Source organism: Micromonospora sp. NPDC049101 (assembly GCF_040648675.1).
Taxonomy (GTDB): domain Bacteria; phylum Actinomycetota; class Actinomycetes; order Mycobacteriales; family Micromonosporaceae; genus Micromonospora.
In genome coordinates this window covers 64,843-81,706 of sequence record NZ_JBEZED010000036.1, presented here as the reverse complement: position 1 = coordinate 81,706, position 16,864 = coordinate 64,843, and the positions used below count along the sequence as shown (strand labels likewise).

Below are 16,864 nucleotides of genomic sequence, written 5' to 3'. Positions count from 1 at the left end.
TCTTACTATTTCCACACTCTCACCACCCCCCAATCCTATCCGGCCCCCCCCACCCGCCCCGCCCGCTGCCCGCCCCACCCACCCCGCCCCACCCCACCCCGTCGATCATGGAGTTGTGGTGGGCAACTGCTGCGCCTATGCCCCTTTTGCGAGGCACCACAACTCCTTGATCGACGCGGGCGGGAGGGCGGGAGGGCGGGAGGGTGGGCGGCGGGGGCCGGGGCGGGAGGGCGGGCTGTTAGGGGGTGGGGGTTCGGGACTGGGCCAGGGCGGCGAAGGCGGTCAGGGACTCGGGGTTGGCCAGGGCGCCCTTGGCCGCTGCCTCGTCGACCGGGGTGCCCGTCAGGATCTTCTTGACCGGGACCTCCAGCTTCTTCGCCGACAGGGTGCGGGGCACCGCGCGTACCTGGTGGATCTCGTCGGGCACGTGCCGGGGAGACAGGGCGGTGCGCAGTTCACGGCTGATCTTCGCGCGCATCGGGTCGTCCAGCTCCAGGCCGTCGGCCAGCACCACAAAGAGCAGTAGCTCACCGGCGCCGCCCTCGTCGTCCTCCAGGTGGACGACGACCGAGTCGACCACCTCGTCCAGCCCCTCGACCACGGAGTAGAACTCGGCGGTGCCCAGCCGCACCCCACCTCGGTTGAGGGTGGCGTCGGAGCGGCCGGTGATCACGCAGCCGCCCCGCTCGTTGATGGTGATCCAGTCGCCGTGCCGCCAGACGCCCGGGTAGACGTCGAAGTACGCCTCGAAGTAGCGGGTGCCGTCCGGGTCGTTCCAGAAACCCACGGGCATGCTCGGCATCGGCTCGGTGATGACCAGCTCGCCCAGCTCGCCGATGACCGGTGTGCCGTCGGCGGAGCGGGCCTCCACCTTGGCGCCCAGCGCCCGGCAGGCGATCTCACCGGCGTACACCGGCAGCAGCGGCACCCCGCCGACGAACCCGGTGCACACGTCGGTGCCGCCGGACAGCGACTGGAGCTGCACCTGGTCGCCGACGGTGTCGTACACCCATCCGAAGCCCTCGGCGGGCAGCGGCGCACCGGTGGAACCCACCCCGCGCAGCGCGGACAGGTCGGCGATCTCGCGGGGCACCAGGCCGGCCTTGCGGCAGGCCAGCAGGAACGGCGCGGAGGTGCCGAAATAGGTGGTGCCGGTCTCGGCCGCCAGCCGCCACAACCCACCCAGGTCCGGTTCAGCCGGCCGGCCAGGTTCCGCCCGGACCGCCGGGTTGCCGTCGAAGAGCACGATTGTCGCGCCCACGGCCGGGCCGGAGACCAGGAAGTTCCACATCATCCAGCCGGTGGTGGTGAACCAGAAGAACCGGTCGGCCGGGCCCAGGTCGTGGTGCAGGGCGAGCATCTTCAGGTGCTCCAGCAGGATGCCCCCGTGGCCGTGCACGATCGGCTTGGGCAGCCCGGTGGTGCCGGAGGAGTAGAGCACGTACAGCGGGTGGTCGAACGGCACCGGCGTGAACGTCGACGGCTCGTCGGTGGGCGCGGCCAGCTCGGCCCAGCTCAGCGCGCCCTCGGGCACGGGGCCGGTCGGGTCGAGGTAGCCGATGCTGACGGTGTGCCGCAGCGACGGCAGGGCGGCCCGGATCGCGGCGACCTCGGCGCGCCGGTCCACCGCCTTGTCGCCGTACCGGTAGCCGTCCACGGCGACCAGGACTGTCGGCTCGATCTGCTGCCAGCGGTCGGTAACGCTGCGGGTGCCGAACTCCGGCGCGCAGGACGAGAAGATCGCCCCCAGACTGGCGGTGGCCAGCAGGAGGACGTACGTCTCGGCGATGTTCGGGGCGTACGCCGCCACCCGGTCACCGGCGGTGACACCGAGCCGGCGCAGCCCGGCCGACACCCGGCGGACCTGCTCGCGCAACTCCCCGGCGGTCAGCGTGACCGGCGCGCGGGTCTGCCCGTGCGCGATCACCACCGGGTCGTCGTCGGCGCGCCCCGGCATCCGCAGCACGTTCTGCGCGTAGTTGAGCGTGGCACCGGGGAACCAGCGCGCCCCGGGCATCCCCCGCTCGGCGAGGGTGGCGGTCGGCGGGGTGTGCGCGATCACCTCGAAGTGGTCCCAGATCGAGCGCCAGAACCCGTCCAGGTCGGTGACCGACCAGCGCCACAGCGCGTCGTAGTCGGCGAAGTCCAGCCCGCGGTGCTCCCGCAGCCAGCGCAGGTAGTCGCCGATGCGGGACCGCTCGCGTACGTCCGCCGGCGGCGCCCACAGCATGTCACCCACTGCTCCACCCTCCCCCGGCCCGGCACGACACTGTGCGTGGCCGTGGCGCCATCTTGCCCTACCTCGAAGCGCCATTCTGCGCACCGGGGTACGGCAACCGATGCGTGCCCGCCCCACACTCCAGCCCGGTACCTCGTGTGGGTCAGCCGGCGCGGTGGGCCTGGATGGCGCGGCGGCGGGCGAGGCGGTGCGCGCGACGGATCTCGGCCTCCTTGTACCGGCGCTCGTCCTCCGCCGTCTCCGGCAGCACCGGGCGGACCACCCGCGGGGCCCCGCCGACGTCCACACCGACGAAGACCAGGTACGCGGTGGCCACCCGGACCGGCGCGTCCTCGGCCGAGTCCCAGCGCTCGGCGACCACCCGCACGCCCACCTCCATCGAGGTCTGGCCGGTCCAGTTCACCTGCGCGTGCGCGTGCACCAGGTCGCCGACCCGGACCGCCTCGGAGAAGACGATCTCGTCGATCGCCGCGGTCACGGCCGTCCCGCCGCTGTGCCGGGCAGCCGCGGCCCCCGCCACGTCGTCGACGAACTTCATCAGAACCCCGCCGTGCACGGTGCCGTAGAGGTTCACGTCCACGGCAGTCATGATCTTGCTCAGCGTGACGCGCGAGTACGACGTCGGCTTGCCGATCGGTGGGGCGGAGAGGTGCTCAGTCATGTCGAAAACGGTACGGTGCGCGGATGCGACATCTCTGGAGCTTCCTCGCCGGGCTGGTGGTGGCGCCCATCACCTGGGTGCTCGTCACACTGGGGCAGGACGGGTCGAGCCGGACGGTCGACCGCTGGGTGGAGACCGGCACGTTCAACACCGCCAACCTGATCGAGCCAGCCGTGTATCTCGGTGTCGGCGGCGTCCTGCTGGGCCTGCTCGGCACGCTGCGCTTCTCGCCGCTCGGTCCGCTGGTGGCCGGGTTGCTGCTGGTCAGCCCGTACGTCGGGATGTTCGTGGCGCCCTTCACGGTCCGGGACGCGATCCCGCACGGGTGGAAGGTGGCCGGCGATCCGTTGCCGTTGCGGCTGCCCGTGGAGAACGGCACGCTCTTCCTGATCGGCCTGCTGCTGCTGATGGCGACCTTCAGCGTGCAGCGGTGGCGGCAGTGGCCGCGCCCGGCCACCGAGTCGGCCGTGCCGCCGGCCCCGGCACCGGAGACCACCCCCCGCAACGACGACTTCACGTTGACCGACTGGCCGTCCCCCGCGCCCGCGGAACGCGACACCGCGCCGCTCACTCTGGGTTACCCGGCCGACTCGACACCGACCGAGCCGTTGCCGCGCCGGGTGGGTGGCGAGTCACCCTGGTCCGCCCCACCGCGCGGCCAACCGCGCCCGGAGGACAACACCACGGAGATCCGCTGATCGTCGGGCGGGCCGGGCAACCGGCCCGCCCGCCTGGTTAGTGCAGGGCGACCGCCAGGTCGGGGTCGACCGTGCCGAGGCCGGCGCGGGGCACGACCAGGAGCATGACCGTCAGCGCGGCGGCCATGCCACCGGCGATGACGACAGCCATCGGCACGCTCCCGGCGCCGAACAGGCCCGCCAGGGGTGCCGAGAGTGCGCCGACACCGAACTGCACCGCGCCGAGCAGCGCCGCGGCGGTGCCCGCGGCCTCGCTGTGTCGGCTCATGGCCAGCGCCGGCGCGTTGGGCAGGGCCAGGCCGGCCGCGGCCAGGACCAGCCACAGTGCCGCGAGCAGGGTGCCCAGGCCACCGAAGCCGGTCGCCGCGAACAGGACGAGCAACAGCCCCGCCGCCGTGCCGGCGAGCAGGGCGCTGACCAGGATCTGCTGCGGGCTGTAGCGGCGCAGCAACCGGACGTTGAACTGGGTGGCCCCGATCAGCCCGACGGCGCCCGCGCCGAAGGCCAGGCCGAACTGCTGCTCGTCGAGGCCGTACTCCCGCTGGAGCACGAACGACGACCCGGAGACGTACGCGAACAGGGCCGCCATCGCCAGCCCGGCGACAAGCACCAGACCGACGAACGCCCGGTCGTTGAGCAGCCCCCGGTAGTCGCGCAGGGTGGCACCGACTCCCCCGTGCCGCCGACGCGTCACCGGGAGGGTCTCCGGGAGCCGGAGCGCGGCCACGACGATCAGCAACGCGCCAAGCACCGCCAGCGCCGCGAAGACGCCCCGCCAGTCGGTCCAGCCCAGCAGGCCGCTGCCCAGGGTCGGCGCGAGGATGGGCGCCAGGCCCATGACGAGCATCAGCCGGGAGAAGATCCGGGCGAAGGAGGCACCGCTGAACAGGTCGCGGACGACGGCGGTCGCGACCACGGTGGCGGCCGCCACGCCCAGCCCCTGCAGGACGCGCAGCGCACCGAGCACGGCGATGCTGGGCGCGAAGACGCACAGCACGGAAGCCACGATGTGCGCGGCCAGCCCGGCGAGCAGCGGCAGACGCCGCCCGACCACGTCGGAGAGCGGCCCGATCAGCAACTGACCGAGCGCGAGGCCGGCAAGCGTGCCGGTCAGCGTCAACTGCACCGCGGTCTCGGTGGTCTGCAGCCCTGCCGTGATGGCGGGCAGTGCGGGCAGGTACATGTCGATGGTCAACGGCCCGATGGCGATCAACGCACCCAGCACGAGGACGAGTTGCGCCCGCTGCCGGTTGGTCATCAGGTCACCGGGCAGCATGTCCTCGGTCGTGCCCGGGTTGTCCGCGCGGGTGCCGGCTCCGGTCTTGTCCACCAACTGCCTCATCATCTCGATCTCTCTGCGGAAGCTTGTGCGTCGTCACGGGGCGGCGAGACTGTGACGAGGTAGGGGTCGTGGTGGGGGTGGCCGGACGAGTCGATCACCCGGTGGTGATCCTGTCGCTCGCCAACGTCCAGAAGCCGTACGACGTTCCCGCTGTGGGGGGAGTCACGCCCCGCTGGTCCGCCCCGGACCCGGACCAAGCTGTGACCGGGGTCACAGTCGCACCAGAACCGGGAGGGAGGTCCGCGTCGTCTTGCCTGTCGTGAGACGAAGTCTGGACGGCCTCGACGAGGCCGAGTTGCTCCGCCGCGTCGGCCGTGGCGACCGGCGTGCCTTCGACGCCCTGTACCGGCGTACCGCCCCGTGGTTGACCGCGCGGCTGCGTCGGCGTTGCGCCGACGAGGACGTGGTGGCCGAGGTGTTGCAGGAGACGTACCTGGCGGTGTGGCGGTCGGCCGGCAGCCAGGCGCGGTCCGCGGGCTCCGGCAGCGCGGTGGGCTGGTTGTGGACGATCGCCGCCCACCGGCTGATCGACGCGTTCCGCCACCGGGCCCGCAGGGAACGGATCCCGTCGGTGCAGACCTACGACACCGTGGCTCCGGCGGCCGAGGAAGAGGCGCTGGCCGGCGGGTTGGACGCCAACCTGGAGCGGGCCCTACAGGCCCTGCCGGCGGAGTTGCGTCAGGTGCTGCGCGCGATGGTCCTCGACGGACTGACCGTGCGGGAGACCTCGCTGCTGCTCGGCATGCCGGAAGGAACCGTGAAGACCCGCGCGCGGCGGGCCCGAATCGCGCTGCGGGAGGCGCTGTCATGATCACTCATCCCAACCCCACACTGATCTCCGCGTACGCCTCGGGCGGTCGCGGCGTCGACGACACGACCATCTGGGCGGTCGAGGCGCACCTGGAGTCCTGCGCCGCCTGCCGGGCGGTCCTGGCCGACGCGACCGACCCCGCCACCCGCGACCTGCTGGACCGGGTGGCCGACGGCATCGCCACCGGCATCGCCACCGGCCCCGCTCCGGTGCGTCGGCGGCGACTTCGGCGGACCGGGGTCGCCGCCCGGATCCTGCCGTGGCTGGCCACCGCCACCGGCCTGATGCTGGCCGCGGTGCTCTTCGAGACGACCTTCGACAACCTGCCGTCGCTGGTGCTGCTCGTCGCGCCGATGGCACCGCTGCTGCCGGTGGCGGCGCTCTGGAGCCGACGACTCGACCCGGCCTGGGAGCTGACGGCCACCACGCCGCGTGCCGGCTTGGCGCTGCTGCTGCGCCGCACGTTGGCGGTCCTGGTGGCGGTCATCCCGGTGCTGGCCGTGGCGGGCTGGGGCACCGGCCACTCCCCGGGTCTCTGGCTGCTGCCGGCGCTGGGTTTCACCGCCGGGGCCCTGGCCCTGGGCGGGCTGGTCGGGGTGGACCGCGCCGCCGCCGTACTGGCCCTCACCTGGTCCGCGGGTGTCGTGGCGCCGAGTCTGGCCGGCGGACGACTCCCGGCCGTCCTCGCGGACAGCAGCTCGCCCTGGTGGGCCGTGACCACCGTGGCGCTGGTGGCCGTGGTGCTCGTCCGGGCCCGACGACGTCCGTTCGGAGGACTTCCCCGCACGTCGTGACAGCTGACGACACGAACCACGAACCGAATGGAGAAGTAATGATGCGTATGGTCAGCGTGGCGGAGACCACGCCGTCCACCTATCCGTGGGCGGTACAGACCGAGAAGTTGCAGGTCCGCGCCGGCCGGCACCTGGCGGTCAACGGGCTGGACCTGGCGCTGGGCACCGGCGTGCACGGGTTGCTCGGCCCCAACGGCGCCGGCAAGACGACGTTGATGCGCGCACTCGCCACGGTGGTGAAACCCGCCGACGGCCGGCTGCGCCTGCTCGGCGAGGACATCACCGCCAAGGCGGACCTCCGTCGGGTACGCCGTGGCCTGGGCTACCTGCCGCAGCACTTCGGCTGCTACCCGCGCTTCACCGTCCGGGAGTTCGTCGAGTACATGGCCTGGCTCAAGGAGATGCCGAAGACGGTCATCCCGGGCGCGGTGCAACGGGCCGTCGAACGGGTCGGCCTCGCCGACCGGGCCGACTCCCGGATGAAGACGCTCTCCGGCGGGATGCTGCGCCGTGCCGGCATCGCCCAGGCGATCGTCAACGACCCGGAGGTGCTGCTGCTCGACGAGCCGACGGTCGGCCTGGACCCGGAGCAGCGTCTCGACTTCCGCGAGCTGTTGCGCGAGATCGGCCTGGACAGCTGCGTGCTCGTCTCCACCCACCTGGTCGAGGACGTCGCGGTGGCCTGCACCGACGTGGTGCTGGTCCACGAGGGTCGCCTGGTGTGGCAGGGCACCACCGGGCAGCTGGCCCAGCAGGGCGGCGCCGGCGACGCGGGCGACAGCGCCACCGAACGCGGCTACTCGGCGCTGCTGCGCTCCCACCGTGGGCAGGTGCCGGCATGATCGGGCGCATCCTCCGCATCGAGCTACGCCGGTCGGCGGCCCTGGGCGTCGCACTGCTGTTGCTGGTGACCGGCGTACCGTTACTGCTCACCTCCACCCTGTTCTTCGCCGGCCGGTGGATGCAACTGGCCGTCATCGCACGATCGATGCTCGTGGTGCTGCTGCCGCTGGCGCTCGCCGGTGGGGCGTGGCTGGGTCGGCGCGACGCCCGCAACCGGGTCGACGAGTTGTTCACCAGCACCGCCCGACCCCGGTGGCACCGCACCACGGTGACCGCCAGCGCGCTCGCGATCACGGTGGTGGCCGCGTACACCCTGCTGTGTCTCATCGCGACCGGATGGGTGGTGCCGACGGCGGGCTACTTCCCGGGCGCCACGATTGTCGTCGCCGCCGTCGGTGTGCCGGCACTGATCGCCGCCGGCTGGCTGGGCATGGCTGCCGGCCGGGCCGTGCCCCGGGTGATCACCGCACCCGTCGTCGCGGTGGCCGGGTTCGCCCTGCTCGGGCTCGTCCCCGAGTTCGTGCGGCAGCCCGAACTCGACGCGGCGGTCTTCCGACCCGAACCCTCGGCGCTGCTGCTCGTCCCGGTCATCAACGAACTTGACGACTTCCAGACGATCATGCCGCGGGTCAGCGCGCTCCAGACACTGTGGCTGGTGGCGCTCGCCGCCACCGGACTGCTGCTGCTGGGCGCGGTCCGCCGTCGCGCCGTCGCGCTGGCCGTCCTCCCGGCGGTGCTCGGCGCCGCGGTGGCCGTACCGCTCCTGCCCGTCGGCGGTACCCGCGGGGCGGCGGTCGTCGACCCCGTCGCCATCGAGCTGGTCTGTGACAACGCCGGCCCGCAGGTCTGCGTGACGCGGGTGCACGCCGCGCTGCTGCCCGCCGTCGTCGGCCCGGCCCGGCAGGCCCTCGCCATGATGGCGGCCAAGCTGCCCAACGCGCCAGTGCGGGCGGTGCAGACCCAGCAGGTCACCTACTGGGCACGGCTGGATCCGAGTACGGCACCGGCACCGCACTCCGCCGACACTGTCGTCTTCGACACCCCCACGATCGACCGCCTCGGGCGCGCCGACATGTCCGGCGACTACTTTCTGCCGGCCCTGCTCGAGGCCACCTGGCAGCAGGAGTGCCCCGACCAGCCGGTTCTGGGCGACGAGTACCGGGCCCGGATCGTCGCCGCCGCCTGGCTGACCGGTCGACCACCGGCCCCACAGCCCGGCTGGGACCCCACGGAGATGGAGGGGCTGGTGAACGCGTACCAGGCGCTGGTGAGTCTCCCGGAGGCCGAGCAACGGCGTCGGATGGCAGCGGCACGCGAGGCGGCGCTGGCCTGCCAGGGCGACAGCCTCGCGGCGGTCCTGCCCGAGGACCAGCCGTGAGGTGGCTTCAGCTCTACCTCCGCTCCCGCCGGGTCCCCGTCGCGCTGACCACCGCGACCGCGCTCGTCGCGTTGGCGTGGGCCCTGTCGCTGGCCTACACCGACGCGACGACCATCAACGCCCGCACGGCCAGCCTCGTCATCATGCTGGCGGTGGTCGCGGCCGGCAGCACCCTCAGCGGTACCGACGACGCCCTCGACCGCACGGCGGCGGTCAACTGGCCGCTCCGACGTGCCGGGCACCTGCTGCTCGCCGCCGCCACGATCACCGCCCTGCTCACCCTCAGCACGGTCACCGACGCGCGCTACGAACCGTTCGCCCTGGTGTTGCGCAACATCACGGGGCTCCTCGGGCTCACCGCCCTCGGTGCCGCCCTGTTCGGTGCCGCCCTGTCGTGGATCTCCCCGCTGACCTGGACCCTCGTCGCGGTCCTGCCCCTCATGGGCCCCAGCACGGACCTGCGGATGCAGGTCGCCGGCTGGCTGATCCAACCCGCCGGCACCACCGCCGCCACGGTCTGCGCCGCCACCCTGGCGGTGACCGGTCTGCTCGCGTACAGCCTGCGGGGTTGCCCTCTGCGACCTGCCAGTGAAACCGGACCCGACCGGTAGCCGACCTCGGTGATGCCGTCGACGTGCTCGCGCTGGTCGTCGAGGGGCGTACGAACTCCGCGGTCGCTGCCGCGCCTCACCTTGCCGAGAGGACCGTCGACAAGAACGTCAGCAGCATCTTCACCAGCTCGGCCGCCCCCGTCCGATGACCCATCACCGGCGTGTCCTCGCCGTCCTGGCGCATCTCCACAACCCGCGTTTCGCACGCCCCCGTCGTTCAGCAACCGGTCGGCTGGTCGGCCTCGTCCTTCGCTGCGCTGCCGGCCGACCAACCGCCCCCGTATCGGTTGGTAGAAGAATCACGGACCGCCCATGCCGAATCCTTCCCGTATTCTTCCCAGCACCGAAACACGTCAGATCGACAGCCATGGGCATCGGGAAGGTCGTGGTGGAGCTTCGGGTCCTGGGCCCGGTCGAGGTGTGGAACCACGGCGTTTCGCTCCAGTTCGCTCGGCGTCAGCAACGGGTGCTCCTGGGGATCCTCGCGCTGGAGGCGAACCAACTGGTCACCGGCGACCGGCTGGTCGATCTACTGTGGGGTGAGCGACCGCCGAGGCGAGCACGGGCGGTGCTCCAGACCCGGTTGTCCGAGGTCCGCGCGATCCTCGACCTGGCCGAGCAACCCGACCCGGCCGTGCTGCTGGAAACCACAGGCGGTGGTTACCTCCTGCGGGTTCCACCCGAGCAGGTCGACGCCCAGCTGTTCAAGAACCTGGTCAGCGATCAGCGGACGCGGGGCTCCGACGACGAGGCACGGTCGATCCTCCGGTCGGCGTTGGCCCTCTGGCGCGGACCGATCCTCGGCGGGTGGCTGCCGGACGAGGGGCAGGCGGACCTGACCCGGGGCCTGGAAGCGTTGCGCCTGACCGCGACCGAGGACCTCTTCGACGTCGAGCTCCGGCTCGGCAACCACCGGGACATCGTCGACGAGGTCGTCGAGTTGGCCGGCCGGCATCCGACCCGGGAGCGGCTGGCCGGTCAGATGATGCGCGCCCTGACCCGGTCGGGGCGGGGCCCCGAGGCGCTGACGTCGTTCGACCGCTGGCGGCGGTGGTTGCGGGACGAGCTGGGCACCGACCCGTCCGCCGAGCTACAGGCGATCCACCTCGCCGTGCTGCGGGGCACCGACGACCAGCCGGGCACCGACGGCAGCGGCACGGCGGTGGCCTCCACCCCGCCGCCGCACCCACCGGACGGGCAGCGCAGCGGCTCGCCAGCCGGGTTCCAACTCAGCACGCCGCGGCACCTGCCCGCCGACATCGCCGACTTCTCCGGACGGCAGCCGGAGCTGACCAGGATCGAGAAGATCCTGCTCCGTCCGGGCGCCGGCGCCCGGATCGCGGTGGTCTCCGGGCCGGCCGGCGTCGGCAAGACCGCGTTCTCCATCCACGTCGCGCACCGGCTGGCCAGCTCCTTTCCGGACGGACAGCTCTACGTCAACCTGCGCGGTGCGGACAGCGACCGGGGCCTGACCCCGTACGAGGTGCTGGGTCGGTTCCTTCGCGCCCTCGGCGTCGACGGGCTGCACCTACCCGCGACCCTGGACGAGCGGATGGACCTCTACCGGGACCTGCTCGCCGACCGGCGGCTGATGGTCCTGTTGGACAACGCCGCCGCCGACGACCAGCTGTCGGCCCTCATCCCCGGCGGCACGTCGTGCGGCGTCCTGGTCACCAGCCGCGCCCGGCTGGGTGCCATCCTCGGCGCCCAGACCGTGGCGCTCACCGTGATGGATGCGACGGACGCGGCGCTCCTGCTGTCCCGGATCGCCGGGCCCGACGCGGTGCTCGACGAGGCGTCCGCCACCGCCCTGCTCAGCCGCTGCGCGTACCTGCCGCTGGCGATCCGGATCGTCGGCGCGAAACTGGCCGCGAAACCACACTGGACCGTCGACCGGCTCGTGCAGATGCTCGACGACGAGCGCAGCCGACTGGACCGGCTCTCGCACGGTCACCTCGACGTCCGTGCCAGCCTCGCACTCAGCTACCAGGTGCTCAGCCCGGCGGCGCGGACGCTGCTGCGCCGACTCGGTGACATCGAGATCGCCGAGGTCAGCGACTGGCTCGCCGCGGCGCTGCTCGACACGACCGCCGATCGGGCCCAGGAGTTGCTGGAGCAGCTCATCGACGCCCAACTGCTGGACTTCTCCGGCCACTATCCGGCCGGTCAGCCCCGCTACCGCCTGCACGACCTCGTACGCCTCTTCGGCAGGGAGCGGGCGTTGTCGGAAGCCAGCCCCGGTGAGCTGGGCGCGGCACGTGGTCGGGCCTTCGGTGCCGCGCTGAGCATCATCGAGCGGCTCCTCCACACCCTGTACGGCGGCCGCACCCTCACCATGCCGGGCAAGACCCCACGATGGGAGGTCGACGACCTTCTCGTCGGATCGTCGGCGACCGACCTGCTCGGATGGTTCGACGTGGAACGCCCCACCATCGTGTCGCTCATCAAACGTGCGGCTCGGGACGGGCTTGGCGAGACGGCCTGGGATCTCGCCTGCACCGCGTCCCCGCTGTTCCCGATGCGCCGGCAGTACGACGACTGGCAGCACGTCCTCGATGTCGCCTGGGAGAGCGCACTGGCGGCGGACGACATCCGGGGACAGGCGGCGATCTCCTACCGACTGGGGATGTTGACAGTCGACCGCCAGGAATTCGACAGCGCCGACGACCACTTCCAGCGAGCCAGGCGAATCTTCGACAAGGTGGGTGACCTGCACGGGGTGGCGGTCGTGGATGCGTACCTCGCCATGGTGTCGCGTTTCCGGGGCCAGCCGGGCGCGGCGCTGGAACGGTACTCGTCGGCGCTGACCGGCCTGCGGGACACCGACGTCGGCGGTGCCGCCTTCGTCCTGCGCGGCATGGGGCAGGCCTACCTGGATCTCGGCGACCAGGCGGGCGCCAAGACGCACCTCGATGAATCAATCGCGTTGTACGACACGATCGGCGCCCCGCCGATGGGACGCGGGCAAGCGCTGTTCTGGCAGGGTATGCGCCTCTTGGCGGCGGGCCGGCACGAGCAGGCGGCGCCGCTGTTCGACCACGTCCTGACGATCACCGCCGTGCTGGGAGACCGGCACGGGCAGGCCCAGGCGCTGCGCGGACTCGGCATCTGCCAGCACCGGGCGGGCCGGATCCCGCAGGCGCGGGCGACGCTCGACGAGGCACTGCGGCTGGTCCGGCAGCCAACGCCCTCGATCGTGGAATCGTTCGTGCGGCGAACCGTTCGCGATCTCTTCGGCGGCGGTGATTGACCTGGCCGGCAGCAATGGACACCACGAATGCGGCATAGACGTTACGATCCTGCTGTCCATCGACACATCGACATAGGAGACCAGTTTTGAGGAAGCGTATCGCTGCCGTGGTAGCTGCTTTCGCCATGGCTCTGACCGTCTCCGCTCCGCAGGCGGCCCCGACCTCGCCGGCATCACCGTCCGCCGCCAGCCTGGCGACGGGCTGCGACTGGTGCGCGCCGGAGAACTGAGCCGGCTCACGCACGACGACGGCCCTCGATGCGTCCGCGGGCTATTCCGAGTGCGTGCGGGTCACACCGGATGACCCGGTCGGCCGACGGTCGCCCCTCCGGTGCGAGGGGCGACCGTCGGCCGACCATTCCAGCGTCAGTTACCGAGATGCTTGACCAGAAACTCGCCCGCGTCCGCGAAGGCCTTGGCCTGATTCTCGCGGCGGAGCAAGCCGTGCCCCTCGTCCTCGAAGATCTCGTACCGCACATCCACGCCACGCGACCGCAGCCGCTCCACGATCTGATCGCTCTCCCGCTGGGGCACCCGGGGATCGTTGGCCCCCTGGATGACAAGCAACGGGGCCCGGATCTGGTCCGCGTGGGTCACCGGTGAGCGGGCCATCAGCCGGTCCGCATCCGCCTCCGGGTCGCCGATCACCGCCGCCACGAGTGACCGCCACGTCGGCGGCGACGCCTTCGCCAGAGTGACGAGGTTGCTCGGTCCGTACAGGTCCACGCCGGCCGCCCAGTTCACCTCGGGCAGCCGGCTCAGGCAGGACAGCACGGCGAACCCGCCGTACGAGGCGCCCATGACCCCGATCCGGGCGGGATCGACCCACTCCTGGGTGCGCAGGAAGGCGACCGCGTCGGCGAGGTCCGTCAGATCTCCGCCGCCCCAGTCCCGGTTCACCAGGTCGGAGTAGGCGCGGCCGTATCCGAGGGAGCCGCGGATGTTCGGGGCGAAGACGCCGATCCGGTGCGCGAGGAGGTACTGGTAGAAGCCGTCGTACATGTAGACCGGCAACTCCTGCCAGGCCGGACCACCGTGGACCGAGATCAGGACTCCGGCTGGCTCACGGTGCTCGGGACGGTAGAGGTAGCCGGGAATCCGGCGGCCGTCGCCTGCCGGATAGCGGACCAACGTCGGCTCGACGAAGGTGGCAGGGTCGGCCGCGACCGGCCGGGCGTCGCTGAGCCACCGGAGTTCTCCGGTCTTGAGGTCGATCAGGAGGATGTTCCACGGCTGGGTCGCGGTAGAGAACCGCAGCACGACGAAGCGCCCGTCCGCGGAGACGGTGAGGCCGGTCGCCGCCCCGGCGGGCAGGTCCGGCATCCGGAGGTCGGCACCGGTGCCGAGGTCACGGCCGCGCAGCTGGCAGAAGCCGTCGACGTTGACGTTCCACACCAGCACCCGCCCGTCACCGGAGAGGGCAACCTCCTGCACATCCCAGTCCGGGGTGTCCAGCCAGGTGAGGGCACCGGTGTCCGCGTCCATCACCGCCAGACCGGTGAACTCCCGATCGGCGTTCGACAGGACCAGGAAACCGCTGCCGTCCGGCAGCCACGGGCCCAACCAGTACGTCGCCACACCGTCCGGCGACGTCAGCGAACGCGGCTCGGCGCCATCCAGGGACGCGACGTACACCAGGTGGTCGCTGTTGGTGGTCCTCCACTCGGCGACGGTGAGCCTGGTCCCGTCGGGAGACCAGTAGCCGGGGTACGTCCGCCCACCGCCGTCGTACACCCGGCGTACCTCGCCGGACGCCAGATCGAGGACCAGCACGTCCTGGTCGGCCGGCGTCCGATCGTTGCCGCAGTAGGCGACGAACCTGCCGTCCGGAGAGAACGGATCACCCTCGGCCGCGGCGAACTGCACGTCCGGTGTGTCGGTCAGCCGCACCGGGTCCCCACCCTCGGCGGCAATCCGGTGCAACTGCGTGTTCTCGTTCCCGTGGTCATCGGCCAGGAACAACAGCCACTCGCCGCTGGGGTGCCAGGCAACCCGACGGACTGTCGAGTCGGTGCTGGCGGTCAACCGACGCGTCCCGCCATCCGACAACGATTGCGTGACCAGGTTGAACTGGCCGTTCCGGTCGTCAACGTACGCGATCTGGGTGCCGTCGGGGGCGATGACCAGCGTCGGCAGGAATCTCAGGCCTGACTGAAAGTCGCGATATCCGGGCATGCAGAAGATCCTAGGCACTCGATGTCCCGCAGTGCTCGACCGATAGCCGGCGGCCGATCCCGGCCCTGAACGCGACGCGGATAGGATGCCGTCGATGAAGGTCCTCACCTGGATCCCGGCGACACCAGAGGATGCCGTGCCGCTGGCAGCTCTCTTCCGGCACGCCGAGGCGATCGCACCGGTCGGCCTGGACCAACACGCCGAGATCGTCCGCACGCGCCTGGCGGGACTCGGCCCGGACCTCGCTCGGCACACCCGTGTCGGCCTGGACGGCCAGGGGGCCGTCGCCGCGTACGCGGAAGTCGCGGACATGGGGGTGGCGGACGGCGTACTCCGGATCCGGCTGACGGGTGTGGCACACCCCGAGCTGGCGGGCGACGGCCGCGCGGAGCTACATCGGTGGCTCGTCGACCAGGCCGAGCAGTTGCGGCGGGCCGGAGGGCCGACCCAGGCGGCCGTTCTCGGCACCCGGTGCGCCGAGAACGACAGCACCGGCTTCCGGCTGCTGACCGAGAACGGCTTCACGCTGGTCCGGCACGAACGAGACCTCGTCCTGACGGTGCCGGAGCTGCCACCCACCGTGGGGCTGCCGCCCGGCCTGGCGCTGGAGCCCGTCGACGAGCGCTACCAGGAACTCGCGCGGCTGGCCCACAACGAGGCCTACGCCCAGAGCCCGGCGGCCGTCCGGCCGGACCAACGCACGTGGCCACAACACGCCATCGCACACCCGCAGTTCCTGCCCGACCTCTCCTGCCTGCTGCTCGCCGAGGAGGACCAGGACGAGAACCCGGTCGCGGCCTTCCTGTTCGCGTTGACCGACGACGACGCGGACGAACCGACAGCGATATTGCACTGCCTCGGCACCCGACCTTCCTGGCGCCGCCAGGGCCTGGCTACCGCGATGATATTGCGCGCCGTGCACCGGGCACGATCATCGGGCTTCCGCCGACTGCGACTCCAGGTGAGCGACACCAACCAACCGGCGCTGGCGCTGTACCGAAGGATCGGCTTCACCGAATCGGGACGCGGGTACGCGGTGCTGATGCGCCAGCTCGCCGGGCCGACAGCCGAGTGACGGCGTGGCGCCACTGCTCTTTGGGCGGTGTCGGCGTACGGGTTCCAGTACAGCGGCGGATACGCCCAAATGTGCGGAGGTCCGGGCACCCGATTGGAATTCGCCGGGCCTTCGGACCGCCGCCCCACTTGTGTCACCGAGCCTTCCGTGCGGAAGAATGCCCTCATGACCGAGGACCGGGAGTTCCCGTCGGGCTCCAAACTGGACACCACGGTTCCGCACTCGGCGCGGATCTGGAACTACTGGCTCGGCGGCAAGGACCACTTCGCGGTCGACCGGGCCGCCGGCGACGAGGTGATCGCACACATCCCGGATATCCCCATCGGGGCCAAGTCCGAGCGCGCGTTCCTCAAGCGCGTGGTCCGGTTCCTCGTCGAGGATGCCGGCATCCGTCAGTTCCTCGACGTCGGCACCGGCCTCCCCTCGGCGGACAACACCCACGAGGTCGCGCAGGCCCTCGACCCGCACTGCCGGGTGGTCTACATCGACAACGACCCGCTCGTCATGGCGCATGCGCGTGCGCTCCTGACCAGCGCGCCCGAAGGCCGCTGCGACTACGTCGAAGCCGATCTGCGGCAGCCGGACACGATACTCGCGTCCGCGCGACAGACGCTCGACTTCTCGCAGCCAATCGGGCTCATGCTCCTCGGCGTCGTCAACCACCTCATGGACGACGACGTGGCGTACGGCTCCGTCGCGCAGCTGGTGCGGGCAATGCCCACCGGCAGCCACCTGGTGCTCACCCACTCCACCGCGGAGATCCACGGCGAGCCGATGCTGCGCGTGATGCGGGAAACCACCGAGCGCGGCGGCACGCCGATCCGCGCCAGGACGAAGACGGAGCTCGAACGCTTCTTCGACGGATTGGATCTGCTGGAGCCCGGCGTCGTCACGTGCTCGCGCTGGCGTCCCCACCCCGAGTCCGACGAGCCGGAGGTCTACCTGTTCGGCGGCGTCGGCCGCATCGGCTGAGCTGAGCCTCCGCAC

13 protein-coding genes are annotated in these 16,864 nt (G+C 71.6%); 9 read left to right on the top strand and 4 right to left on the bottom strand.

What is annotated here, in order from left to right:
* Positions 1 to 238: 238 nt before the first annotated feature.
* Together AB0B57_RS33265 and AB0B57_RS33260 are read right to left on the bottom strand one after the other, a co-directional pair.
* Positions 239 to 2,239, bottom strand: a complete 2,001-nt coding sequence (locus AB0B57_RS33265; protein WP_357079084.1) for an acetoacetate--CoA ligase — start codon at positions 2,237 to 2,239, stop codon at positions 239 to 241.
* Positions 2,240 to 2,381: 142 nt separating this feature from the next.
* Complete coding sequence (locus AB0B57_RS33260; RefSeq protein WP_272615560.1) at positions 2,382 to 2,900, bottom strand: hotdog domain-containing protein; 519 nt, start codon at positions 2,898 to 2,900, stop codon at positions 2,382 to 2,384.
* A gap of 23 nt (positions 2,901 to 2,923) precedes the next feature.
* Between AB0B57_RS33260 and AB0B57_RS33255 the strand changes: the two genes are divergently transcribed.
* Entirely contained in the window at positions 2,924 to 3,598 is a 675-nt protein-coding gene (locus AB0B57_RS33255; protein WP_357079080.1) for a hypothetical protein, read from the top strand.
* A gap of 37 nt (positions 3,599 to 3,635) precedes the next feature.
* Here the strand turns inward: AB0B57_RS33255 and AB0B57_RS33250 are convergent, their stop codons facing one another.
* On the bottom strand, positions 3,636 to 4,856 hold the full coding sequence (locus AB0B57_RS33250; protein ID WP_357079099.1) for a multidrug effflux MFS transporter: 1,221 nt from the start codon (positions 4,854 to 4,856) through the stop codon (positions 3,636 to 3,638).
* Positions 4,857 to 5,199: 343 nt separating this feature from the next.
* Here AB0B57_RS33250 and AB0B57_RS33245 point away from each other — a divergent pair, with 343 nt between their 5' ends.
* The 6 genes from AB0B57_RS33245 (at position 5,200) to AB0B57_RS33220 (ending at position 12,627) form a co-directional block, all read left to right on the top strand.
* Entirely contained in the window at positions 5,200 to 5,751 is a 552-nt protein-coding gene (locus AB0B57_RS33245) for an RNA polymerase sigma factor (protein WP_357079077.1), read from the top strand.
* The gene (locus AB0B57_RS33240) at positions 5,748 to 6,545 is read left to right on the top strand and encodes a hypothetical protein (RefSeq protein ID WP_357079074.1); all 798 of its coding nucleotides are present in this window, start codon (positions 5,748 to 5,750) and stop codon (positions 6,543 to 6,545) included. Before AB0B57_RS33245 ends, AB0B57_RS33240 begins: the two co-directional genes overlap by 4 nt.
* Positions 6,546 to 6,586: 41 nt before the next feature.
* Positions 6,587 to 7,387 (top strand): ABC transporter ATP-binding protein, encoded by an 801-nt coding sequence (locus AB0B57_RS33235; protein ID WP_357079071.1) that lies wholly within the window; start codon positions 6,587 to 6,589, stop codon positions 7,385 to 7,387.
* Positions 7,384 to 8,766, top strand: coding sequence for a hypothetical protein (locus AB0B57_RS33230; protein ID WP_357079068.1), 1,383 nt, complete (start codon positions 7,384 to 7,386; stop codon positions 8,764 to 8,766). Before AB0B57_RS33235 ends, AB0B57_RS33230 begins: the two co-directional genes overlap by 4 nt.
* Positions 8,763 to 9,377, top strand: a complete 615-nt coding sequence (locus AB0B57_RS33225) for a hypothetical protein (RefSeq protein WP_357079065.1) — start codon at positions 8,763 to 8,765, stop codon at positions 9,375 to 9,377. The genes AB0B57_RS33230 and AB0B57_RS33225 overlap by 4 nt, the downstream gene beginning before the upstream one ends.
* A gap of 367 nt (positions 9,378 to 9,744) precedes the next feature.
* Positions 9,745 to 12,627, top strand: a complete 2,883-nt coding sequence (locus AB0B57_RS33220; RefSeq protein WP_357079062.1) for a BTAD domain-containing putative transcriptional regulator — start codon at positions 9,745 to 9,747, stop codon at positions 12,625 to 12,627.
* A gap of 366 nt (positions 12,628 to 12,993) precedes the next feature.
* On the opposite strand, the gene AB0B57_RS33215 is transcribed toward AB0B57_RS33220, so the two are convergent.
* On the bottom strand, positions 12,994 to 14,802 hold the full coding sequence (locus AB0B57_RS33215; protein WP_357079059.1) for a S9 family peptidase: 1,809 nt from the start codon (positions 14,800 to 14,802) through the stop codon (positions 12,994 to 12,996).
* A 94-nt stretch (positions 14,803 to 14,896) separates the two neighbouring features.
* Here AB0B57_RS33215 and AB0B57_RS33210 point away from each other — a divergent pair, with 94 nt between their 5' ends.
* Both AB0B57_RS33210 and AB0B57_RS33205 read left to right on the top strand, forming a co-directional pair.
* A complete protein-coding gene (locus AB0B57_RS33210) occupies positions 14,897 to 15,877 on the top strand; it encodes a GNAT family N-acetyltransferase (protein WP_357079056.1) in 981 nt (326 codons plus the stop codon).
* A 165-nt stretch (positions 15,878 to 16,042) separates the two neighbouring features.
* Positions 16,043 to 16,849 (top strand): SAM-dependent methyltransferase, encoded by an 807-nt coding sequence (locus tag AB0B57_RS33205; protein WP_357079053.1) that lies wholly within the window; start codon positions 16,043 to 16,045, stop codon positions 16,847 to 16,849.
* The last annotated feature ends 15 nt before the right edge of the window (positions 16,850 to 16,864 follow it).